The sequence below is a fragment of the Steroidobacter sp. genome, assembly GCF_036402275.1.
Taxonomy (GTDB): Bacteria; Pseudomonadota; Gammaproteobacteria; order Steroidobacterales; family Steroidobacteraceae; genus Steroidobacter.
In genome coordinates this window covers 206,924-230,680 of the sequence record NZ_DASWTF010000052.1, presented here as the reverse complement: position 1 = coordinate 230,680, position 23,757 = coordinate 206,924, and the positions used below count along the sequence as shown (strand labels likewise).

Annotated in this window: 20 protein-coding genes; 8 read left to right on the top strand and 12 right to left on the bottom strand. The window is 62.7% G+C overall.

Going from position 1 to position 23,757, the window contains the following annotated elements; genetic code table 11:
- Positions 1 to 5 precede the first annotated feature (5 nt).
- Positions 6 to 2,201, bottom strand: coding sequence for an alpha-glucuronidase family glycosyl hydrolase (locus VGD45_RS31475; protein WP_331159379.1), 2,196 nt, complete (start codon positions 2,199 to 2,201; stop codon positions 6 to 8).
- A gap of 133 nt (positions 2,202 to 2,334) precedes the next feature.
- On the opposite strand from VGD45_RS31475, the gene VGD45_RS31470 reads away from it, so the two are divergent.
- From VGD45_RS31470 to VGD45_RS31435, 8 genes are all read left to right on the top strand, one after another.
- A complete protein-coding gene (locus VGD45_RS31470; protein WP_331159378.1) occupies positions 2,335 to 3,417 on the top strand; it encodes a LacI family DNA-binding transcriptional regulator in 1,083 nt (360 codons plus the stop codon).
- Between the two features lie 165 nt (positions 3,418 to 3,582).
- Positions 3,583 to 5,082 (top strand): D-xylose transporter XylE, encoded by a 1,500-nt coding sequence (xylE, locus tag VGD45_RS31465; RefSeq protein WP_331159377.1) that lies wholly within the window; start codon positions 3,583 to 3,585, stop codon positions 5,080 to 5,082.
- Positions 5,083 to 5,094: 12 nt separating this feature from the next.
- On the top strand, positions 5,095 to 6,249 hold the full coding sequence (locus VGD45_RS31460) for a fumarylacetoacetate hydrolase family protein (RefSeq protein ID WP_331159376.1): 1,155 nt from the start codon (positions 5,095 to 5,097) through the stop codon (positions 6,247 to 6,249).
- 20 nt (positions 6,250 to 6,269) lie between these two features.
- Positions 6,270 to 7,034, top strand: coding sequence for an SDR family oxidoreductase (locus VGD45_RS31455; RefSeq protein ID WP_331159375.1), 765 nt, complete (start codon positions 6,270 to 6,272; stop codon positions 7,032 to 7,034).
- Positions 7,035 to 7,068: 34 nt separating this feature from the next.
- Positions 7,069 to 7,938 (top strand): SMP-30/gluconolactonase/LRE family protein, encoded by an 870-nt coding sequence (locus tag VGD45_RS31450; protein WP_331159374.1) that lies wholly within the window; start codon positions 7,069 to 7,071, stop codon positions 7,936 to 7,938.
- Positions 7,928 to 9,700, top strand: a complete 1,773-nt coding sequence (locus tag VGD45_RS31445; RefSeq protein ID WP_331159373.1) for an IlvD/Edd family dehydratase — start codon at positions 7,928 to 7,930, stop codon at positions 9,698 to 9,700. Before VGD45_RS31450 ends, VGD45_RS31445 begins: the two co-directional genes overlap by 11 nt.
- Positions 9,701 to 9,772: 72 nt before the next feature.
- On the top strand, positions 9,773 to 11,428 hold the full coding sequence (locus tag VGD45_RS31440) for an alkaline phosphatase family protein (RefSeq protein WP_331159372.1): 1,656 nt from the start codon (positions 9,773 to 9,775) through the stop codon (positions 11,426 to 11,428).
- Between the two features lie 48 nt (positions 11,429 to 11,476).
- Complete coding sequence (locus VGD45_RS31435) at positions 11,477 to 12,142, top strand: DUF2459 domain-containing protein (RefSeq protein ID WP_331159371.1); 666 nt, start codon at positions 11,477 to 11,479, stop codon at positions 12,140 to 12,142.
- Here the strand turns inward: VGD45_RS31435 and VGD45_RS31430 are convergent, their stop codons facing one another.
- The 11 genes from VGD45_RS31430 to VGD45_RS31380 all read right to left on the bottom strand — a co-directional run bounded on the left by VGD45_RS31430 (position 12,143) and on the right by VGD45_RS31380 (position 23,755).
- Positions 12,143 to 12,697 (bottom strand): BON domain-containing protein, encoded by a 555-nt coding sequence (locus VGD45_RS31430; protein ID WP_331159370.1) that lies wholly within the window; start codon positions 12,695 to 12,697, stop codon positions 12,143 to 12,145.
- 133 nt (positions 12,698 to 12,830) lie between these two features.
- Entirely contained in the window at positions 12,831 to 14,225 is a 1,395-nt protein-coding gene (locus tag VGD45_RS31425) for a sugar porter family MFS transporter (RefSeq protein WP_331159369.1), read from the bottom strand.
- Entirely contained in the window at positions 14,222 to 15,397 is a 1,176-nt protein-coding gene (locus VGD45_RS31420) for a hypothetical protein (protein WP_331159368.1), read from the bottom strand. The genes VGD45_RS31425 and VGD45_RS31420 overlap by 4 nt, the downstream gene beginning before the upstream one ends.
- 22 nt (positions 15,398 to 15,419) lie before the next feature.
- Entirely contained in the window at positions 15,420 to 16,091 is a 672-nt protein-coding gene (locus VGD45_RS31415) for a D-lyxose/D-mannose family sugar isomerase (protein WP_331159367.1), read from the bottom strand.
- Between the two features lie 24 nt (positions 16,092 to 16,115).
- The gene (locus tag VGD45_RS31410; protein WP_331159366.1) at positions 16,116 to 18,080 is read right to left on the bottom strand and encodes a bifunctional aldolase/short-chain dehydrogenase; all 1,965 of its coding nucleotides are present in this window, start codon (positions 18,078 to 18,080) and stop codon (positions 16,116 to 16,118) included.
- Positions 18,077 to 18,778 (bottom strand): ribulose-phosphate 3-epimerase, encoded by a 702-nt coding sequence (locus VGD45_RS31405; RefSeq protein WP_331159365.1) that lies wholly within the window; start codon positions 18,776 to 18,778, stop codon positions 18,077 to 18,079. Before VGD45_RS31405 ends, VGD45_RS31410 begins: the two co-directional genes overlap by 4 nt.
- A 1-nt stretch (position 18,779) precedes the next feature.
- On the bottom strand, positions 18,780 to 19,673 hold the full coding sequence (gene lsrF / locus VGD45_RS31400) for a 3-hydroxy-5-phosphonooxypentane-2,4-dione thiolase (RefSeq protein WP_331159364.1): 894 nt from the start codon (positions 19,671 to 19,673) through the stop codon (positions 18,780 to 18,782).
- Positions 19,666 to 21,693: a dehydrogenase E1 component subunit alpha/beta gene (locus VGD45_RS31395; RefSeq protein ID WP_331159363.1), complete on the bottom strand. Its 2,028-nt coding sequence runs from the start codon at positions 21,691 to 21,693 to the stop codon at positions 19,666 to 19,668. Before VGD45_RS31395 ends, lsrF begins: the two co-directional genes overlap by 8 nt.
- Positions 21,693 to 21,923, bottom strand: a complete 231-nt coding sequence (locus tag VGD45_RS31390) for a biotin/lipoyl-containing protein (RefSeq protein ID WP_331159362.1) — start codon at positions 21,921 to 21,923, stop codon at positions 21,693 to 21,695. The genes VGD45_RS31395 and VGD45_RS31390 overlap by 1 nt, the downstream gene beginning before the upstream one ends.
- Positions 21,924 to 21,937: 14 nt before the next feature.
- Complete coding sequence (locus VGD45_RS31385; protein ID WP_331159361.1) at positions 21,938 to 22,891, bottom strand: carbohydrate kinase family protein; 954 nt, start codon at positions 22,889 to 22,891, stop codon at positions 21,938 to 21,940.
- A gap of 3 nt (positions 22,892 to 22,894) precedes the next feature.
- Positions 22,895 to 23,755 (bottom strand): class II fructose-bisphosphate aldolase, encoded by an 861-nt coding sequence (locus VGD45_RS31380; protein WP_331159360.1) that lies wholly within the window; start codon positions 23,753 to 23,755, stop codon positions 22,895 to 22,897.
- Positions 23,756 to 23,757 lie beyond the last annotated feature (2 nt).

Genomic DNA, 23,757 nt, shown 5'->3' with positions numbered 1-23,757 from the left:
CCTTTTTAGTGATGTCCTGGCGCGTACGGGAATTCGAGCGACTTGTAGTAGTCGAGCGACTGCTCGGGCGGCGCAAAGCCCGCCGGCAGCGGCCGCTTCGAGAACGTCTGGAAATAAGCGATGCTGGCGTCCCGCCACCACTTCGCTTCCTTCTCCTGAATCTTCAGGAACGCGGCGACCTCGGTGTGACGCTGAGCATCGACGAACGGCGCCAGTCCTTGCCAGGTGTTGCCCATCTCGCGAACCGTATCCACGCCGTGCGTGTATCGATACACCAGCTCATCCCACAGGATGCGGCCCGACTTGGTGCGATAGTCCCAAGGCACGTGATGGAACCACAGCAGGAACTGCTCGGGAATGCGCTTGATGTCGTTGAACTCAGCAGCGACTGGCGCAGCGTATTGAGCCACGGCGTTGCTGCCGGTCTTGGAACGATCGAAACCAATGCCATTGGCGTCGGCGCGGTGGTAATAAACAGAGGTCCAATCCGCCCGAGGACCACCTTCGACCCACGGCCCCGGGCCGTAGTGATGCCCGCGACCCATCAAGTGATGCAAGCCCAGCGGCGTCATGTAGTCGACCACCGCTTCGTGCGACTTCAACATCATGGTCAGCGCGGGCTCGACAAACTTCGGGTCGTTCGAGAACGTCATCCGCAACCATTCCTCGGCGACGGCCTTGGACGACAGCATGGGATTCCACGCCAGCCGTCCGAACGCATACCAGTTCGCCTGATCGAATTGCGAGCCGCTCCAGTTGCGATCCATGCCGATGTTGGCGACGCCGGCAATCGCCGTGCGCGCATAGTTATGAACGGAGCCGTCGAGGATTTTCGCGACCGTCGAGCCCTTGCGGGGCCGATAAGTATCGGCGCGTAGCACTTCTTCCCAGAACGAACCGAGATAGACCAGGTGCGTCGCGAAGCCGAGATATTCCTTGGTGATCTGGAATTCCATGGCCAGCGGCGTTTTCGGCATGGCGCCGAACAACGGATGGAACGGCTCGCGCGGCTGGAAATCGATGGCGCCGTTCTTCACCTGCACCAGCACGTTGTCGCGGAACTTGCCGTCCAGCGGCACGAACTCGTCATAGGCCTGTTTGGCGCGATCGTCGGGCTGCTCGTGTGAATAAACAAACGCGCGCCAGATCACCGTGCCGCCGAACGGCTTCACCGCGTCGGCCAGCATGTTCGCGCCGTCGGCATGCGTGCGGCCGTAATCCTGCGGTCCGGGCTGACCTTCCGAATTGGCCTTGACCAGCAGGCCGCCGAAGTCGGGAATGATCTTGTAGATCTCCGCCGCCTTGGCTTTCCACCACTGCTGCACGGCCGGGTCGTTCGGATCCGCCGTCTTCAATCCGCCGATTTCCACCGGCGCACTGAAACGCGCCGTCAGAAACACGCGGATGCCATAAGGACGAAACACTTTCGCGAGCGCCTCGGCCTTGTGCAGATAGGCCGGCGTCAACGCCATCGCGTTCGCATTGACGTTGGTCAACACCGTGGCGTTGATTCCGAGCGATGCGTTGGCGCGCGCATAGTCGGTGTAGCGCGGATCCACATAATCCGGGAGCTTGTGCCAGTCCCACAGGGACGCGCCGGAGTAGCCGCGCTCGACCGTGCGATCGAGATTGTCCCAATGATTCAGCATGCGCAGTTGGATGCGCGACGACTCGCTGATATCGAGATTCGCGACCGGTTGTTGTGTCTGCAACAGCCGCAGGAAATGAAACACGCCGTACAGCACGCCGACATCGTCGTTGGCGGCGATGACGATCGTGGAGTTTCCATCCACGCGGCGCTGACGAAGCACGTAGCCCTGCGGTGCAAGGCCCTTCAATCCCAGATCGAGCTGCGCGACCTGCGAATTCGACTGCGGCGTGCCGACGAGCAGGGCTCCAGCTTTCGACACACGCTCGGCCAGCGCCGGCGTCTGCGTCAGCAACCCATTCAATCCGCGCAACAATTCGTCCTTGGCGGCGACCAGCGTCGGTGACGAGGCCGGCATGACGAGTTGGGTCGTCGAAGCCGCATAACTAGCGCGTTGATCGGCGGCCACCGGCTGATAGCGCAGCCACAGGTCGTAGCCATCGTCAGCGAAGGCAGGCTGCATGACGAGCGCCGCGCACAGCGCCCAAACCGATCCGAGCAAACGAAACAACGGCGCGCAGCCGCCACCTAGCGAACGATGACCTCGCGCCATCTCTTCCCCCTACCATCGGCAAACCGGATTTGTGGTAACGGTATCACGGCCCATTGGCGCGCTTCCACCCTTCAGGGTCCAGGGCATAATGGGCGGCATCTATTCAAACGCGTGGCCGGCAACCACAACATTCATGCAAACCGCACCCCGCAAAGCCAGAAACTCCTCGAGCCCCACCCGGCGCAAGGGCGCCGCCGTCACGATCCACGAAGTCGCGCAGCGAGCCGGTGTCTCCCCGATGACGGTGTCCCGCGTCGTCAACGGCAACGCCAACGTGCGAGCCGCGACTCGCGAATTGGTGATGCGGACGGTTCGCGAGCTCAACTACACACCGAACGCCGCGGCTCGCTCGTTGGCCGCCGCATCGGGAACCCGAATCGCCTTGATCTATACAAACCCGAGCTCGGCCTACTTGAGCGAGCTGCTGGTCGGCGCTCTGGACGGCGCCAGCAAAGCAGCGACCCAGCTGGTGCTCGATACCTGGGACCACATGACGCGCGCGACTGAGCGCGCCGCGGCCAGGAAGATCGCGCAAAGCGTGGCCGGTGTGATTCTCCCGCCCCCGCTATGCGAGTCGAAGGCTGTTTGTTCCGAGCTCGTGGCCGCCGGCATCCCCGTCGTAGCGATCGCGTCCGGCCGCTTCCAACCCGACATTTCCGGTGTGCGCATCGATGACTTTCGCGCAGCGCAAGAGATGACCGAGCATTTGATTTCCTTCGGTCATTCGCGGATCGCCTTCATCAAAGGCCACCCCAATCAGACCGCGAGCGGCCTGCGCTACGAGGGCTATCAGGCGGCCATGGCCGCGGCCGGCATTCCGGTGGATCCAACCCTCGTCCAGCAGGGCTTTTTCACCTACCGCTCCGGCCTGGAAGCCGCCGAGAAACTGCTTGCGCGCAAGAAGCCGCCCACAGCCATTTTCGCCAGCAACGACGATATGGCCGCCGCGGCCGTCTCGGTGGCCCACCGCCGAGGACTGGATGTACCGCGCGACATATCCGTCGTTGGCTTCGACGATACGCCCACGGCTACTACCGTCTGGCCCGAGCTGACCACCATCAGGCAGCCTATCGCGGCCATGGCGGCCTCCTCGATCGACCTGCTCTTGCGAAGCATCCGACGCCGCAAAGACGGCGAGGCTCGCGTCGTGGTCGACCACGTCGTGGCTCACATGCTGGTCAAACGCGACTCGGTGGCCGCGCCAAATCCCGGCTGATTCCGCGCTCTGGAGCGCATTCCATTCAGCCGCGACGGCGCCGGCGGGGTCAGGCCGCGCTTGAATTTTGATAGCGCTATCACTACGCTCGCCCATCAGCACGAGGTCATTGAGAGCCTCAGGCGCAATTCCATTCCGTAGGCGTCATCTCAGGGGGCGCAATTTATGTCACAGGGGATTCCCAACGCCGGGCAGTCATTGCCTGCCGAAGGTTCGCTGGTGCGCGGGCTTGCGTTCGTCGCCGCACTGGGCGGACTGCTGTTCGGCTATGACACCGCGGTGATTTCCGGCGCGGTCGGCGCCATCGACGCCAACTTCATCACGCCGCGCGGCCTGTCGGAAACCAGTGCGGACAGCCTGTCCGGCTGGGCCATCTCCTGCGCCCTGCTCGGCTGCGTCATCGGCGCGGCGCTGGCCGGTCCGATGTCGCAGAAAATCGGCCGCCGCGGCGGCCTGCTGGTGTCGGCAATCCTCTTTATTCTTTCCTCCGCCGGTTCGGCCTATCCTGAGTTCGGCTTCCTTTGGATCGGCGGCGAAGGTCCGGCGGCGCTGACCGCGTTCATCCTGTACCGCATTCTGGGCGGCGTCGGCATCGGCGTGGCCTCGATGTTGTCGCCGCTGTATATCGCCGAAATTGCTCCGCCCCGTCAGCGCGGCCAGCTGGTCACTTATCAGCAGGTCGCGATCGTGGGCGGCATGACGCTGGTGTACTTCGTGAATTGGTTCATCGCCTCGCAGGGCGACGATCAGTGGGTGCTCTCCACCGGTTGGCGTTACATGCTGCTGTCGGCCGCCATTCCCGCTGCTTTGTTCTTCGCGCTGCTGCTGCTCGTCCCCGAGACGCCGCGCTGGCTGGTGATGAAGGGCCGCATGGATGAAGCGAAGGCCGTCCTGTCGCGTCTCTCCGATGAGAATGAAGCGCGTACGGTGCTGAAGGAGATCGACGAGTCGCTGCACGAGCGCACCGGCAATTTGTTTGCTTTCGGCGCGCTGGTGGTATTCGTCGGCATCATGCTGTCGATCTTCCAGCAGTTCATCGGCATCAACGCGGTGCTCTACTACGCGCCGATGATGTTCGAGAACATGGGAGCTTCGACGGACAGCGCCCTGCTGCAGACCATTATCGTGGGCGTCGCCAACATCGTGTTCACGCTGATCGCGCTGGTGACCGTGGATCGCTGGGGTCGCAAGCCGCTGCTGATCCTGGGCGGCGTGGTGATGGCGATCTCGATGCTCTCGCTGGGCTTCCTGTTCAATAGCGGCAACGTCGGCACCGCCGCGCTGATCGCGGTCGTGGCCTACATCGCGGGCTTCGCGCTGTCGTGGGGCCCGGTGGTTTGGGTGCTGCTCGCCGAAATCTTCCCGAACGCCATCAAGGGCAAGGCGATGGCGCTCGCGGTGGCCATGCAGTGGATCGCGAACCTGTTCGTGTCCTGGTCGTTCAAGGTGTTGGACGGCAACTCTGCCTTGAACGCGATGTTCAATCACGGTTTCTCTTACTGGGTCTACGGTGTGATGAGCATTCTGGCGGCGCTGTTCGTGTGGCGCTTCGTGCCCGAAACCAAGGGCCAGAGCCTGGAAGAGATTCAGCACCTGTGGAAGCCCGCGGACGCACCGGACGCCGCCGCGGCTTCGTCCAAGACCAGCACCGCCAACGCGATCTGATCGATTTCATTTATGAGACTACTTGACCATCTTCCGGCCGACTGGCGTGACGCCACGCTCGTGGGCCGGATCGCCACGGCCGCCGGCCCCACTCCCATCGTCATCAGCCGCGGTCGTGTTCGCGATGTGTCGCGAATCGCGCCCACGGTTGCGGACCTGTTGAACAACTGGAAAGACCAGATCCCCGCAGGCGAGGATCTCGGACCCTTGGAGCAACTGGCGCTCACGGCTGCGTTCAACGGCACTGGGTCATCGACGCGTTTGCTCGCGCCGGTGGACCTGCAATGTGTCAAAGCTTGCGGCGTGACTTTCGCGGTCTCGGCTGTCGAACGTGTCATCGAAGAGCGAGCGCGTGGCGACTACGCCAAAGCTCAGTCCATTCGCGACGCATTGGGTGAGCGCGTCGGCGCTGACATTCGCTCCGTGAAACCGGGGTCGCCGACGGCGGTGCGGCTGAAGGAAGCACTGATCGCGGACGGCCTGTGGTCGCAGTATCTTGAAGTGGCCATCGGCCCCGACGCCGAAGTGTTCACCAAGTCGCCGGTGCTGTCGTCGGTGGGCTGGGGCGACTGGATCGGCGTGCGCAAGGAATCGCAATGGAACAATCCCGAGCCGGAAATCGTGCTGGCCTGCGACGCCAACGGCCGCACGCTCGGCGCGACGCTGGGCAACGACGTGAATCTGCGTGACATCGAAGGCCGCAGCGCCCTGCTGCTCGGTAAGGCGAAGGACAACAACGCGTCCTGCGCCATCGGTCCTTTCATTCGCATGTTCGACGCCACCTTCGGGATCGACGACGTGCGCAAGGCCGTGGTGTCGCTGACCGTCGAAGGCGACGACGGCTACAAGCTCGAAGGCCGCAGCTCGATGTCGCTCATCAGCCGCGATCCGCTGGAGCTGGTCGAACAAACCTTGAGTCAGCACCAGTACCCGGACGGCTTCGCGCTGTTCCTGGGCACCATGTTCGCTCCCACCGACGATCGCGATGTGGCCGGCCGCGGCTTCACTCACAAAGTCGGCGATCTGGTGCGCGTGTCCTCGCCCTCGCTCGGCACGCTGGAAAACAAGCTGACCACGTCGGACCAGGCCCCGCCTTGGTCCAACGGTATCGGTCATTTGATGCGTAATCTCGCCAGCCGGGGCCTGTTGGCGCCGCGTTCCACCTAAGGCTCAGGCTCATTTCATCTATGTCCCACACCGTTTATCCGTCTCTTCGTAACAAGCGCGTCGTCATCACCGGCGGTGGCTCCGGCATCGGCGCCGCCATCGTCGAAGCCTTCGTCCAGCAGGGCGCGCGCGTGGCTTTCCTCGACATCGCCGACGATGATTCGAAAGAGCTCGAGCGCAAGCTGGCTTCGAGCAGCACGCCGCCGCGCTACTACCGTTGCGACCTCAAGAGCATCGAAACGATTCGCGAGATGTTTCCTCGCATTCGCTCCGATCTGGGCGGTGGCATCGACATCCTGGTGAACAACGCGGCCAACGACGATCGTCACGAGCTGAAGGACATCACCGAGAAATATTGGGACGACCGCATCGCCGTGAATCTGCGCCACTTGCTGTTCTGCGCGCAGGCCGTGGTCGACGACATGAAGGCTGCCGGCGGCGGCGCCATCGTCAATCTCGGCTCGGTGTCGTGGCACCTGGCGCTGCCGGATCTGGCGATCTACCAGACCGCCAAGGCGGGCATCGAAGGCATGACCCGCGCGCTGGCCCGGGACCTGGGAACGTTTGGCATCCGCGTGAATTGCGTTGTACCGGGCGGCGTCCGCACGCCGCGCCAGATGAAGTTGTGGCATACGCCGGACGAAGAGAATCGCATGCTCGGCATGCAGTGCATTAAGGCTCGCGTCGAGCCGCACGACGTGGCGAACATGGTCGTGTTCCTTTCCTCCGACGACGCCCGCATGTGCACCGGACACGAGTATTTCGTGGACGCCGGCTGGAGATAAATCCTCGCAAGGTCCCCACATCACGGACTGTGCCATGACCAAAGTCGACTGCGTCTGCGCCGTGGGCGCGCAACTTGGTGAAGGTCCGCTCTGGTCCGCCAAGGACCAGGCGGTCTGGTTCGTCGATATCAAGGGCCGCCAGGTGCATCGCTTCGACACGCGCGGCAGCGCGTTGTCGTCGTGGCAGGCGCCCGAGGAAGTGGGCTTCATCGTCAAGGCGACGGGCAATCGCTTTGTCGCCGGCATGAAGAGCGGGCTGTACGCCTTCGAGCCGGACAGCGGCAAATTCACATTGATCACTCGCGTCGATTCCGATCGACCGAAGAATCGCTTGAACGACGGCTATGTCGACGCCGCGGGCCGTCTGTGGTTCGGCAGCATGGACAACGAAGAGACGCAGCCGACCGGCTCGCTGTATCGCTTCGATGCGCGCGGCCTGAAACGTTGCGACGAGAACTATGTGATCACCAACGGGCCGACGACCAGTCTCGACGGCCGCACGCTGTATCACGTCGATACGCTGCAACGGGTGATCTACGCGTTCGATCTGAACGACGGTGAAATCAGCAATCGTCGCGTGTTCGCACGCATCGAAAAGCCCGGCGCCTATCCGGACGGGCCGACCATCGACTCCGCCGGCTGTGTGTGGATCGGTTTGTTCGGCGGCTGGGGCGTGCAGCGCTACTCCCCCAAGGGTGAGCTGATGCAGACCATCGACATGCCGGTCGCGAATTGCACCAAGGTGACGTTTGGCGGCAACGACCTGCGCACCATGTATATCACTACCGCGTGGAAGGGCCTGTCTAAAGAGCAGCTCGCCGCGCAGCCGCTGGCGGGTGGATTGTTCGCGACGCGCGTGGACACCGCCGGCGTGGCTTCGAATGAGGTTCGTTATGACGGCTAAGCGCCGCTTCCGCTCGCAGGATTGGTTCGACGCCCGCGATCACATCGACATGATGGCGCTCTATCTCGAGCGCTTCATGAACTACGGCCTGACGCCCAAGGAGCTGATGAGCGGCAAGCCCATCATCGGCATCGCGCAGAGCGGTAGCGATCTCACGCCCTGCAATCGCATCCACGTCGATCTCGCCACGCGCGTGAAGGAAGGCATTCGCGACGCTGGCGGCATTCCGATGGAATTTCCGACGCATCCGATCTTCGAGAACTGCCGTCGCCCCACCGCGGCACTGGATCGCAATCTTGCGTATCTCGGCCTGGTGGAGATCCTGCACGGCTATCCGATCGACGCCGTGGTGCTCACCACTGGCTGCGACAAGACCACGCCGGCCGCGGTGATGGCCGCGTCCACCGTCGATATTCCCGCGATCGTTTTGTCCGGCGGCCCGATGCTGGACGGCTGGTTCGAGGACGAGCTGGTCGGCTCGGGCACCGTGATCTGGAAAAGCCGGCGACGCCTCGCAGCCGGGCAGATCACGGAACAAGAATTTCTCGATGCCGCCGCGGCCTCGGCGCCCTCGCCCGGCCACTGCAACAGCATGGGCACGGCATCGACGATGAACGCTGTCGCCGAGGTTCTTGGCCTGTCGCTGCCCGGCTGTTCCGCGATTCCCGCGCCTTATCGCGAGCGTGGACAGATGGCTTATGAAACAGGCCGTCGCGCGGTCGAAATGGCGTTCGAGGATCTGCGTCCTTCCAAGATTCTCACGCGTGAATCGTTCCTCAATGCGATCACCGCCATCGCGGCGCTCGGCGGCTCGACCAACGCGCAACCGCATCTCACTGCGATGGCGCGTCATGCCGGATTCGAGCTGCATCCGCAGGATTGGACGAAGTACGGCCACGAGATTCCGTTGCTGCTCAACATGCAGCCCGCCGGCAAATATCTCGGCGAACGTTTCCATCGCGCCGGCGGCGTGCCCGCCGTGTTGTGCGAGCTGATCGAGGCGGGCAAGGTGCACGCCGATACCATGACGGTGACGGGCCGCACCCTGCGTGAGAACGTGAAGGGCCGTCAGAGCCGCGATCGCGAAATGATCACGACCTACGACAAGCCGCTGCGCGAGCGTGCAGGCTTCGTCGTGTTGAGCGGCAATCTGTTCGACTTCGCGATTCTCAAGGCGAGCGTGATCACCGAGGACTTCCGTCGTCGTTACCTTTGCGCTTCGGGCGAGGACAACGTCTTCGAAGGTCGCGCAATCGTGTTCGACGGCTCCGACGATTATCGGGCCCGCATCAACGACCCCGCGCTCGGCATCGACGAGCGCAGCGTGCTGGTGATTCGCGGCGCCGGTCCACTCGGCTGGCCCGGCTCTGCCGAAGTGGTGAACATGCAGCCGCCCGATGCTTTGTTGAAGCGAGGCATCCCGAGCTTGCCGACCATCGGCGACGGCCGTCAGTCCGGCACGTCCGACAGTCCTTCCATCCTGAATGCCTCGCCTGAAAGCGCGGCCGGCGGCGGTCTCGCCTGGCTTCGCACTGGCGACACGATCCGCATCGACCTGAACCAGGCTCGTTGCGATATGCTGGTGTCCGAGGAAGAAATCGCGCGCCGCAAAAAAGACGGCATTCCGCCCGTACCCGAGAGCGCCACTCCCTGGCAGGAGCTGTATCGCGCGACGGTCAGCCAGCTCGACCAGGGCGGCGTGATGGAAATGGCGCTGAAGTATCGCCAAGTCGCGAAGAAGACGCCGCGGCACAACCACTAAAATCTTGTTCACGCCGGTGACACACAAATAGGTCAGACTAGGCGGTCGACATCATCCGGTCGCCGCCTAACAATGAAATCATCGTCTCGCCTGGCAATCGCTCGTTGCCTGTCCACCTGTCTGTTGCTGGGATCGTTCGCGTCGACGCTGCAGGCGGCCGAGCCGCCTCGTCCGAAGCTCGTCGTCACGATTGCCATCGACCAGCTTTCCTCAGATGTTTTCGCCGAGTATCGGCCGCTGTACCAGGCTGGACTGAAACGTTTGGCGGGTGGCGTGGTATTCCCGCGAGGCCATCAGAGCCACGCCTCGACTGAAACTTGCCCCGGACATTCCACCATCCTGACCGGCGCACGCCCCGGACGTACGGGCATCATCGCGAACGATTGGCAAGATCCCTCGCTGCCCCGCACTGTCAACGGCCGCGAGACGTTCACGGTCTACTGTGTCGAGAAGCCTGGCCCGGCCGGCAGCTCGGTCCAGGAAACAACCATCTCTCCCGATACTTTGCTGGTGCCGACGCTGGGCGATCGCATGAAAGCGCGTGATCCATCGACGCGCGTGGTCTCCGTGTCGGGCAAGGATCGATCGGCCGTGATGCTCGGCGGTCACAACGCCGATCTCACGTTGTGGTGGACGGCCAAGGGCTTCGTCACCTACGACGGCAAGGAAACGAGCATCCCCAAAGAAATCGCGCAGACGGTGAATGCCAACGTCCGCAAGTCTTACAGCCAGCCGACCGTTCCCAAGCTGCCTGCGGCCTGCGCGTCCCGATCGCGCGAGACAAAGGTTACCGACGATATTTCCATTGGCACCTTGAAGTCCTTCCCTGGCAACTCCAGGCGTTGGCGCGCGACGCCGGCGATGGATTCGTTCACCGTGGACGCAGCGCTCGCGGCAGTGAAGAGCCTCGACCTCGGCCGCAAACAATCGACGGACCTGCTCGCCATCAGCCTTTCCGGCACGGACTACGTCGGTCACTACTACGGCACCGAAGGCGCCGAAATGTGCACGCAGCAACTCGCCATCGATCAGACGCTGGGCCGGTTGTTCACAGCGCTGGATGAGTTGAATGTTCCGTATATCGTCGCGATGACCGCCGACCATGGCGGAGCGGATGCAACCGAGCGCAATCGTGCACGAGGTGTTGCTGCGGAACGCATCGATCCGAGTTTGTTTCCTGTGAATATCGACGCCGCGCTCGCAAGCGACCTGCACGGCTTTCCCAAGCCCATCGTGCTGGGCGCCAAAGAGTTCGCTAACGACGTCTATCTCAATGCCGACATTCCCGCCGCGAAACGCGCCGGCGTGTTGCATGCCGCTTATGAGATGTATCGACGACATCCGCAGGTGGCGGCGGTGTTCACCAAGAACGAGCTCATCGCCGCCGCGCCCCCATCGGGGCTGGTCGACGAATGGACCCTGCTCGATCGCGCCAAAGCCAGTTTCAATCCGCAGCGCTCGGGCGATCTGATCGTACTGCTCAAGCCCTACATCTCGCTCTATCCCGCGCCCAAGAACGTGGATTCGGATTACACGTCGTCGCACGGCTCGGCCTGGGGGTACGACCGCCGCGTCCCCATCGTGTTCTGGTGGAAGGGAGTGAGCGGTTTCGAACAACCGACCGCGGTGGAAACGGTCGATATCGCGCCGACGCTGGCGACGCTCATCGGTCTCGACGTCCCCGCTTCCGAATTCGACGGCCGCGCCCTGCCCGTCGTGCAGCCCTGATCGCAACGGCTTCCGCTGGCGCTACGTTTGATGTAGCGTCATCGGACAATGGAGTTACGACAGCTGAGGTCGTTGATCGTCGTGCTGCTGGCGGGCCTGCTCGCTGGCTGCGCTGCCAACGACGCCTGCTACGAGCCAGGGACCTCAGAGGAAACGTTCCGCTCGGTGTATGTCGTCAAGCGCGCATGGCACACCGGCATCGCCATCGCCGCCGCCGATTGGCCGAATCGGCACTGGTCCGTGCTGGCCGATTTTCCAGAGTCCAGATATCTGGAGTTTGGCTGGGGCGATGCACGCTTCTACCAAGCCGAAGAGGAGTCGTTCTGGCTCGGCTTCCGCGCCGCCTTCTTCTCCACCTCCAGCGCGGTTCATGTCATCGGATTCGAGCATCCCTCGCCTGAAGCACTGATTGCCGATGAAGTCATCGAGGTCCGCGTTACCGCGGAACGGCTCAAACAACTGACGCACTCCATCGAACAGGAATTCGCACAAAGCGTCCCCGTCGCCACTGGCGCGTCGTTGGATGTGACACCTCAACCGAACAAGTTCTACGAGGCCAAGCGTCGTTTCTTTTTTCCGCGCATGTGCAACTGGTGGACGGCCAGGCGCCTGAACGAAGGTGGCTGTCCGATCGCGGCGTGGTCGGTTGTTTCGGCTGGCCGAATCATGCGTGAGGCGCGCGGCTTCGCCGGCGCGCCTCAAACAGTTCCTTGATTATCTCTCGCGCGCGCGTTGTTCTTCATCCAGCAACGCGATGTGATTCTCGACGTCTCTCACGCCTTCAACCTGACTGGCGGCGTCTCCGGCTTGCACCTTCTCTTCGTCGGTCATCACAAAGCCGCTTAACTGCACGACGCCTTCGCTGACTTCGACATTCACGTCGCTGCCATCGGCGAGCTTCACGTTGCCGAGCTTGTCGCGCACTCGCGCGGCGATGACGGTGTCGGACGCCGGCTCCTGCGCAGGCCGATCATCCGTACGAATGCTTAGATCGTTGCGAACTTCGGCTACGCCATCCACCGACCGGGCGCGCATGACCGCGGCGGTCCTCGCATCTTCGGAGTCGACGAAACCGCTCAGCTGAACCACGCCGTCCCGCGTCTCCACTTCGATATCGCGCGCCTTCACGGCGCGATCGCCGGCAAGCGCGGCTTTGACCTTCGTCGTCAGCACGGAATCTTCAACGGCCTGTCCCGCGGGCTGAGCTGCCGCGACTTCGACGACGCAAAACAAACACACGATAAAAGCAAGCTCTCTGAGGTGGCGCATGACTCTACTCCTGCCCGCAGCCGTGATGCATTTGCGGGCTGCGACACCTTCGGAATGGGTCAGCCGATTTTGAAGTTCCCGCGACACCGGAACTTTGACCACGTCGCGTAGGCGACTCCGGAGCGACGCAGGCTCAGGGCGAATCGAGCGCCTTGCCCACGTCTGTATTCACGGCGCCACCGCTCGAATTGGGTGGATCCATGGTGCCGAGTCGGCGCTGAATGTCTTCGAGTCGGACGCCGCTCGTCTCTGGGAAGAACAGCAGCACAGCGACGAACTGCAATATCACCATGACCAGGAAGGCGAAGAACGGGCCGGCCTGGGATTGCGTCGCCACCACCGGGAACGCCGCGGACACGATGGCGTTCATGACCCAGTGCGTGGAACTGCCAAGACTCTGCCCCTGAGCACGCACCCGGTCCGGGAAGATTTCGCTCAGATAGACCCAGATGACCGCTCCCTGAGAGAAAGCAAAGAAGGCGACGTAGCCTACGAGCAGAAACAACAACATCTGCTCGCCCTGCCGGATCTGAAAAATGGTGGCGATGCCCGCGAGACAGAGGGCCAACCCCACCGAGCCCACCAGCAACAAAGTCCGGCGTCCGAAGCGGTCGATCAGACTGAGCGCGATGAGCGTGGCGATCAGCATCGTGGCGCCTACAGCAACCGCTTGCGCGTTCTGAGACGTGCGATCGAAGCCGGCCATGGCGAAGATGTCGTTCAGATAATAAAGCACGGCGTTGATGCCGATCAGCTGGTTGAACATGGCCAGCGTCAGCGCCAGCAGGATGGGCCGGCGATAGCGCCATTGAAACAATCGATCCGCATTCGGAGTCGCGTCGCTTTCAAGCGAAGCCCGGATCGCCACCAGCTCGGCCAGCGGCTGAGTCGAGCCCAGCTTGCCCAGCACCTGCTTGGCTTCCTCCAACCGGCCCTGTGCGGCGAGCCAGCGGGGACTTTGCGGAATGCCGATCAGCATCACTAGAAACAAAGCCGCCGGCGCGGCCGCGATTCCCAACTGCCAGCGCCATTCGAGTGCGCCCAACTCGAACAGCCCGATCACATAGTTCGACAAATACGCGATCAGAATGCCGCCGATGATGTTGATCTGAAACGCCCCCACCAGTCGACCGCGCCACGCCGGCGGCGCGATTTCAGCGATGTAGACCGGAGCAATGACGGACGAGCCACCCATGCCCAAGCCGCCGATGAAACGAAAGATCAACAGCCACGTCCACGAGGTCGAGAACGCGCAGCCCAGCGCCGAAATGAGATAGCACGACGCCAGAATCAGCAAACTGGTGCGTCCACCCAGCACGCGCCCGAATGAGCCCGCGGCCATCGCCCCGATGACCGTGCCCCACAAGGCGGCGGATACTGTAAATCCCAGCTCGCTGGGCGTGAGCCCGAAGACTTGCGTCAGCCCCTGGGTGGATCCGGCGATCACCGCCGTATCGAAGCCGAGCAGCGAGCCGCCGAGCGCGGCCACGAAGACGGTCCGGATCAAAGTGCCGTTGAGTGTAGTCATTGAGGTGCGAGTCCCGGCAGTGTGCCTCTGCGAAGGAAATCGAGCTGGCAGCGGACCGCGACCGCCGCTCCCGATGTCGCACGCAGCACGATGTTGTTGTCTCCCCAGTGCCCTTCGATGTCCTCGACGCAGTCGAAATCCGCCGGAATGCGCGCGACGCCCTGGATATAAAAGATCGACAGTCGACCATGCATGTCCGGGCGCAAGCAGGTGCTGATTCCGCGCGCACTCAGGAAATTCTCGCGCCTCGAAGCGGCGAGGCCGACATGAAAAAAGGCGGTGATGTCTTCCAGTCCCATGACATTGACGTGCCGGCCGTTCCAGGGCGGAAAATGCCGGCCGCCGTTGGAGAACCAGAGCAGCGTGGAAGCCAGCTGTTTCGGATCGCGCAACGCGAACCAAACATAGCGCTGATCCGGAAACGTCACCGCGGTCCACGCGAACTCCTGAACCGGGTCGGCGCACAGGATGGCGATGTCTTCGAAGCCGCGACGCGCGGGGTAGCGCAGAAGGTCGGTCGTCGAGCCGTCGATACATGGAACCGCGTGCAGGTCGTCGATCTGCGCATTCGGTTTGAGCCAGGAGTAGCCGCGATCTTCCGGGCGCGCCGTCGGCTCGATATAGGTTTGCGCGTGAGCCAACGCACTGAACGAAAGCCGACCGGCGCCTTCGACTTCTGGAAACAACAAGGTCGCGTGGTGGCCGGGATTGACGGGACCGGTCAGTCCTTGCAGGTCGTGACGCTGATAAATGACCGAATGATTCGCCAGTAACGCGGTCGTCGCCTGGCAGGATCCGCCCTGCAAAGGCATTTCGACACCCAGTCGCATCCAGCAACCATAACGAGTCTCGCCGCGTCCCATCTCGAACCAGTCGCGGTTTGCGGTCTCGCCATGAGGCGGTAATCGCTGGCCTGCATAGGATTCCGCGTTCTCACCGAATGCCGAGCAAAACCAATCGCCTCGCAGGGCCTTCAGCATCGGCGGCGTATCCGCCGCGAGCGGTTCTTCCGCCCACGGCGCGACCGCATAAGGCCGGATCGGATTGTCCGACTGCCCGAAAAAAGTAACAGGGCCGAGCATGCCGCCGGTCCGGGTCACCGCCAGCTCGACCCCTCGCACCTTCAGCAGGAAGGAGTCCTGCCCTCGGATTTTGACGGTGGACTCGGGCATAGGCGGCGCTCTGACTCCGCGACTAGTATTCAGTGCACAGCTTGTGCGTCACGGGCACGTCTTCTTCGATGGTCGGGAAGCGGCCGACCTTGGCGTAGAAGGCGTTGTCTGTTTCATCGTCGTTCACCGACGAGACTTCGCCGACGATGGATGTGCCCGTGCCTTCCTCCGCCCAGAACTCGTGATAGAGATAAGGCGTCAGAGTGATGGAGTCGCCGGGCTTCAGACGGAACGTGTGGCCCGCTTTCACGCGGTATCGCACGCCGTCGAGCGAGACTTCCACGTCCGATTCGGCGAGCTTGCCGTCCTCGCCGCGGTTGAACAGACGGATCAGCAGATTGCCGCCGGACTTACAGATGATGTCTTCCGACTTCAGCATGTGATGATGCATCGGCGTGTGCTGATTCTCGCGGATGACGAGAATCTTTTCGGCATACGGCTTCTTGTTATAAGGCGCGCGCTGGTGATGGCCATTACGAACCGTGAACACCACGAGGCCCACCTTCTCGAAATCGCCGGAGCCGAAATCGGTGATGTCCCAGCCGAGCTTGCAATGCCGGATTTCGTCGCACTCCGCGCCTTTGCTCTGCCATTCCTGCGGGCTCCAATAGGCGAACGGCGGCAAGCGAACCTGATGCTCATGCAGCAGCGCGATCGCATCGTCGATCAGCGCGTTGATTTCGGACCGTTTCATGATTCCCCCCGACTTCTTTTCCGATCAGATGACCCGCTCGTTGCCTCCGTCGACCGGAATCTGTGCGCCGGTCGTCTTGGCGAAGCGAGGCCCGCACACATCGGCAGCGAGCTCTGCGACATCTCTGCTCGTGACCTCGGTCCTGAGCACGTTATTGGTCTTATACTCCTGCACACTCAGGTTGTAAGATGCGGCGCGCGCGGCCAGTACTTCCGGCGTCCAGATGCCTGTATCGAACACGGCATTGGGATGCAGACAGTTCACGCGAATACGTTCGCTACCCCACTCGAGCGCCGCCACTCGCGCGAGCTGCTGGACTGCCGATTTCGACGCCGAGTACGCTGCCGCGCCCGGCCCTGGCGCGGCGACATTCTTGGAACCGATGATCGCGACGCGACCGCCCCGCGGCGCGAACTTCAGCAAAGGAAAACAGTCGCGCATCAGAATCAGATTGGCGTCGAGATTGATGCTCATGGTCTTTCGCCAGATCTCGGTGGACATGGCGGCGATGGGCGTGCTCTTCGGGAAGATGCCCGCGTTGAGCACCAGCATGTCGACAGAGCCGAACGTGCGCACCGTCTGATCCAGCGCCGCGGCGATCTGCTCCTCGCTAGTGAGATCGCACTCGATGCCGAGATAACTCTTGCGGTCGTAGAGTCTTTTGACCGCGGGCGCCACGTCCAATCCTACGACTGCCGCGCCACGTTCGAGCAGTACGTCGACGCAGGCCTTGCCGATGCCCGAGGCAGCGCCGGTGACCAGTGCGATCTCGCCCAGAAACACCGGCTCAGGCCCCGACTTGGCGAGCTTGGTGCGCTCCAGATCCCAGAACTCGACCTCGAAAAAATCTTTCGCCGGCAATGCCCGCCAGCCGCCGAGCTTCTCGGCGCGCATGATGATGTCGATGGTGTGCCGATAAATGTCTTCGGCGATGGCCGCATCCTCCGCGCTCCGGCCGAGCACGCCCATGCCGAGGTGAGGATCCAGAATCACCCGCGGAGCGGGATCGACCACCGCCAGCGACCGGTCGTTGGAGTGAAATCGAACATACTCCTGATAGCCTGCGGCGTAGCGCGCGACATCGCGACCCACCATCGGAATCCGCTTGGTGCGAATCACATGATCGGGAGTAACACCGCCGCGCCCGGAAAGCTCCGCGACATCCTCACGACTCGCAAAACCCAAAGCCTGACTATCGGTGTGCACCGACAGTATCATCGGCGCGCCCGCGACTCGGCTGATTTCCTGCCTGAGCGCCGCAATCTCCACTCGTGACGACCGAGGCGGCTCCTGCGCAGGCCATTCGATGCGAGCGCCGCCGTTCGCCTCGATGTGCAGCTCAGCCCGAGTCACCAGGTCGACCATCCGCTCATAAGAAACTTTCGCGGTATCGCCGAACGTGAACAACCCATGATGCATCAGGATGACGCCGATGGTCTCCCGACTCGCTTCCTTGGAAAGGATCTCCCGGCACAGGCGCACCAGTTTGAATCCGGGCATGGTGTACGGAATGATCACCACCTGCCCGCCGTAGATTTTCTGCAGCCGCTCGAACCCGTCGCGTGAGTTCATCACAGCGATGAGCGCATCGGCGTGGGTGTGATCGACGAATGCCTGTGGCAACAGTGCGTGCAGCAGTGTCTCCACCGAAGGCGCTGGCGCGGAAGCACGCGTCAAAGAGAGCTTGAGCTCGCTCTCCATATCCTCATCGGCGAGCTCGGTCAGACTCACCAGCCGCAACAATCGCCTCAGTCGACAAGGAGCAAAGCCGGCCGCATCGATGGTGGACAGGTCGGCGCCGCGGCCCTTGACGTAGAGCACCTCTTCCGACTCGCCGAAGATGTTTGTCTCCAGCAGCTTGACTGAAGTGTTGCCGCCCCCGTGCAGCACGAGAGACGGATCGCGCCCCAGCAGCCGTGAGGTATAAACCCGCTGGCCCAACGCCCCTTGAAATCGCGCCGCCTCCTGATCGTTCCACAAACTCTTCATCGCAGAGCGTCCATCATGTGCTTCGCGTTCTCGAAAGGAGACTTGCCGTCGAACACGGCGCTGCCCGTGACGATGATGTCGGCGCCGAGGCGCGCGACATTGCCAATGTTGTCGCGCGTGACGCCGCCATCCACGCAGATCAAAGCGGTATCGCGAACGATCTCCCGCGCGCGTTTGACTCGCTCGCAGGTCGACGCGATGAACTTCTGCCCGCCCCACCCCGGATTCACCGCGAGCAGCAGCACCAGCTCGAATTCGCCGGCCAGCGGCTCGATGACTTCCAGCGGCGTTCCCGGATTCAGGGCGATGCCACGGACGATGCCGCGGTTTGGATCGGTGGCATTGACCATCTTGCCCAGCACCTGGAGCACTCGATGGACATGGCGCGTGGACTCGACATGCACGGTGATGATGTCGGCGCCGGCGGCGACGAAGCCATCGAGCTTGCTCAACGGCTCCTCGATCATCAGATGCACGTCTTTGAGCATCTGCGTTTTGAGCCCTGAAATGACCGGCGCGCCCAAGGTCAGCATGGGGCAGAACACGCCGTCCATCACATCGAAATGCAACAGCTCGACGCCGGCGCGCTCGATCAGCTCCAACTGCGAGCCCAGCGTGAGCCAGTCAGCGGTGAGCACCCCGACGCTGATCTGAGGCGCCGAAGCGCGCAGGCGATCAACGAGGGGTGACCGCGCCATCTCAATGCACCTTCGACTCTTCGCTCTTGAGCGACAGGAACAGCTCGTGAGCTTCCTTGGGCTTGAAGCCGTTGTGCACGACCTTGTGAATGGCCTGCATCATGGCGCGCGGCGCATCGCTCTGAAAAATATTGCGCCCCATGTCCACGCCAGCCGCGCCTCGTTGAATGGCGTTATAGGCCATGGTCAACGCTTCGAGCTCCGGCAGTTTCTTGCCGCCCGCCATGACGATGGGCACGGGACACGAAGCCGTCACCGTTTCGAAACCTTCGGCGCAGTAATAAGTCTTGACGATCTGCGCGCCCAACTCGGCACAGATGCGACAGGCCAGGCGCAGGTACTGCGCGTCGCGCGTCAACTCTTTGCCCACGGCCGTGACCGCCATCGTCGGGATGCTATAGCGCATGCCCATATCGACGAGTCGAGTCATGTTGTGAACCGAGCGCGTCTCGAACTGGCCGCCGATGAACACCTGCAGCGTCAGCGCCGACACGTTCATCCGAATTGCGTCTTCGATGTCGACCGCGAGCTCCTCGTTCGAAAGCTCTTTGAGAATGCTCGGGCCGCCGCTGCATCTCATGACGATGGGCTTGTTGATCGCCGGCGGCACGGTGGTTCGCAGAATCCCGCGCGTCAGCATCAGCGCGTCCGCCATCGGCATGAGCGGCACGATGTTCAGATCCACTCGCTCGAGGCCCGTGGTCGGTCCTTGGAAATAGCCATGGTCGATGGCCAGCATCACGGTGCGGGCCGTTTCGGGATTGAAGATGCGCGCCAGACGATTCTTCATGCCCCAATCGAGCGAGCCCGCGCCTCGCAAAAAGAACCCCGGCGTGCGCACCGGCACGTTCTCGTGAAAGTTCTTCGCCTCTTTGAGTGCGTCTGTATCAGCCATGGGTTTCCTCCAGAATCTGTCGCACGCCCGTCGAGATGCGACGAACATCGGGGCGGTATGCGTTCTCGAGCACGGGTGTGAATGGCACGGGCACGTCTGGCGATGCCACGCGGGACACGCGCACCGAAGGCCAACGCTCGGCGATGCCGGCTGCGATCTCTGCACCGACGCCGCCGGTGATCGGACCTTCTTCCACGATCACGGCACGGCCCGTCTTGCGAACCGACGTGCCGATGGTCTCCCAATCGATGGGCGAAAGACTGCGCACGTCGATGACTTCGGCATCGAGATCTGCGGCGGCCTGCATCGCGTAATGAACCATCAGCAGCCAGGCGAGCACCGTCACATTCCGGCCTTCTCGCCGCACGGCGGCTTTGCCCAGTGGCACGACGTAATCTTCATTGGGAATATCGCTCGACGCATCGATGGCCCCGCCCTCGGCGCGCGCGCCTTTCGAGCCATACAAGAGTTTGTGCTCGAACATCAGCACCGGATTGCCATCGCGCAGGGCCGCTTTGAGCAGCCCTTTGGCGTCGTAAGCATTCGACGGCGCGACCACTTTGAGGCCCGGCACGCCGGTGAAGTAGCGTTCCATGTTCTGTGCATGTTGCGATCCGCGGCCGGTGGCGCCTACAGGCGCACGCATGACCAAGGGCACACTGGCGGTGCCGCCTGACATGTACCGAAGCTTGGCCGCGTTGTTGATGATTTGATCGCTGGCCAGAAACAGGAAATCGCCATACTGCACGTCGGCGATCGGGCGCAGGCCCATCATGGCCGCGCCGGTGGCAAGCCCGAAAAATCCCAGCTCCGCAATCGGCGTGTTGATGAGACGGTCTGGAAATTTCTTTTCCAGTCCCAGCGTCACCGTGAACGCACCGCCCCATCCTCCCGGTACTCCGATGTCCTCGCCGATGCAGAACACGCGCGGGTCGGCGGCCATCTCTTCGGCAATGCCTTCGCGCAACGCTTCGGCGATGCCGAGTCGCCGCGTTTGTCCACCCGGACTCGAGACGGGGTTCGATTGTTCTTTAAGAGCGGATGGACTCGGCGGCGCCTCGGCAAAAACGTATTCGGTCAGGCCGCTGACACTCGGATGTGGCGCGGCCTTGGCGCGCTCGACAGCCTCGGCCAACTGCTTCTGCACGCGCGTGTTGACGATCTCGTGCTCCTCGGCGCTGAGACCGATCTGCGTAGCGAATCGCTCGATCGGATCACGCTGGGCCCAGGCCTCGCGCTCATCTTTCGGTTGGTAGTGACATGGATCGCGACGGGAGTGTCCAGTGCGACGATAGGTGAGCAGTTCGAGAAGCACCGGCCCTTTGCCGTCGCGACAGTCGGCGACCGCTTTCTGCGTGGCTTCATACACCGCGAGGACGTCGTTGCCGTCGACCGTTTCGCCGCGGAATCCGTACGACGCCGCACGATCTGAGATGCGCGAGTTTTTCATCACCAGATCGACGTGCGTGGAAGCGCCGTACAGATTGTTCTCGCACACCAGGATCACTGGCAGATTCCAGATGGCGGCCATGTTCACGCCTTCATGGAATGCGCCTTCGGCGACCGCGCCGTCGCCGAAGAACGCCGCCACTACGTGTGGCTTGTTTTCCATTTTGAAAGCCAACGCCATCCCGGCCGCGAGCGGAATGCCCCCGGCCACGATGGCGATCCCTGGCACCATCCCCTTGCTCATGTTGCCGACGTGCATCGAGCCGCCGCGGCCTTTGCAGCAGCCGGTCTCGGCGCCGAACAATTCATCCATCAGTTCTTGAGGCGCGAGCCCTTTGGCCAGCGCATGACCGTGGCCACGAAACGTCGACGTGATCCAATCGTCCGGAGCGAGCGCCGTGCACACGCCGACGGCGGTGGCTTCCTGGCCCTGGCACTGATGGATCGTGCCGGGCATGGTGCCTTCGAGGAACAGAAACTTGACCGTGTCCTCGAACTCACGGATCAGCACCATGCGCTCGTACAGATCCAGCAGGAACGTGCGTTGGAAATTTGTTACCGGGGTCGCCATCAGCTCACCTTGATCGTCGCGATGATCGTGCCGACAGGAACCTTTTGCCCGGACTGCACATGAATGGTCTTGAGCGTGCCGTTGGCGATGCATTCCACTTCCTGCACGGCCTTGTCGGTCTCCACTTCCAGCAGCGCCTGACCGCGCTTGACCGACTCGCCCTCGGTGACCAGCCAGCGGGCGATGCCCAGCTCCACGCCTTCGTTGGTGGCGAGATCGGGCATCTTCATATTCAAATCCATCGTCAGGGCCCCTCGGTGACAGTCAGTGGATGTTGGGCGAGATACGCTTCCGCCTCGTCCGCGGTGAACACGGAGTCGGTGGTGCCTGCGGCTCTCGTGACCGAGGCGCCCACGGCGCTTGCGTAACGAAGGGTTTGAGGCATATCCCAACCCTGCAGCAGGCTGCGGATGACGCCGGCGGTGAATGCATCGCCTGAACCGGAGGGATCGACCACGTCCATTTTGTAAGCGCCGCAGGTCCACATCTTTCCCTCGTGAGCCGCCACGGATCCGACTCGGCCGAGCGTGACAATCACGGTGTTCGCGCCGGCCTTGGTAAATGCGCGCAGCTGAGCGAATGGATCGACCAGCCCCGTGAAGTGGCGCGCTTCATCGTCGTTGGGCAGGAATACGTCGATCAGCGGCAGCAGCGGCTTGAGCTGCGACATGCCGAACTGGCCTTCGGGGACGACCACGTCGAGCACGGTCTTGACCTTGGCTTCACGACAGAAGCTGAGCAGCTCCTTTAGTTTCGAGAAGTCGATGCCGGGCAGAGCAAACAATCCGCCCAGATAAAACACCTTGAGGGACGCCAGCCATTGCCTCGAGATCTGCTCGATGGCGAAGGCGCGGTTCGCACCGAAAACGTGCAGGTAACGACGGTCCTGCCCTTCGATCAATAAAACAATGGTCCGGCTGGTCGGGTACTGCTCGACACGCACGATCCCCGAAGTGCCGATGTCATATCGGGCGAAGCTCTTGACCAAGGCATCGGCGGCGCCATCGCGCCCGACACAGCCGGCGAGATCGACGCCTATACCCTGCCGGGCAAGATCGATGGCGACATTCGCCGCACATCCGCCGGCGCGCACCGGCATATCGTCCAGCGCCAGTAATGCGCCCTCCGGCGGCAAGCCCGCGAGCGGTCCGCAGAATGTGTCCTCGACCAACAGCCCCGCACAACCCACATCTGGCATAGGTCACACCTTGCCGCAGCAGCCAAGCAGCTCGATGCGTTCGAGAACCGCGTCCTTCACGACCCGCCGGCCCACGACCATCAGATCGGTATGGCTGCCATCGCCGAGCAGCGCATGCGGATTGGGCTCGTCCGTGGCCAGCACGTCGCGAATGACTCCAAGATACTTCTGCTTCATATAGGTGCCATAGTTGATCTTCCTGACACCCAGGTGGATGGCCGCCCGGATCGAATCGTCCGCGATGCCCGTGCCGCCATGGAGCACTAGCGGCACGTCGATGCGACGGCCGATGGCCTCGAGCCGAGTCAAATCGAGCGGCGCGCGACCTTCCAGCTTGATCTCTTCGTTGCCCACGCTCACGGCGAGCAGATCGACGCCGGTCTCGGTGACGAATTTCGCCGCGCCTTCGGCATAAGCGGCGGCGTCGAGCTCGTCGGCCTCGAAGTCGGCTTCCACCGCCACCTGCCGGTTGTGGGCCAGGGTCGCGAGCCGCTTGACCCGGCGTGTGTAATCTTCCAACGGTGCATCGGGATCGGCGGGCATGACCAGGTTGAAGCCGGCGTCGATGGCGTGCTCCACCCACTCGTCGTTCGGACATTCGTTGAATATGAAGCCCACCGGCACATCGGCTTCCATGGCCGCCGCCCGGCCGAGGGCCGCGTACAGGCGCAATTCCTGGATCGAGGCGCCCGGACGCCCGGCCAGCCACTCGCCGTTGAAACCGATGATGACGGGCGAGCGCGTGGCCTCGGCCGCGTCGATCACGCCCTGCACGGACTCGAAGCTCCAGCTCTCGAAATACCCCACCGCGTAGTCGTGGTGGCGGGCGTGTTGCATCAGTCGACCGATCGATTCAAGTGACATGG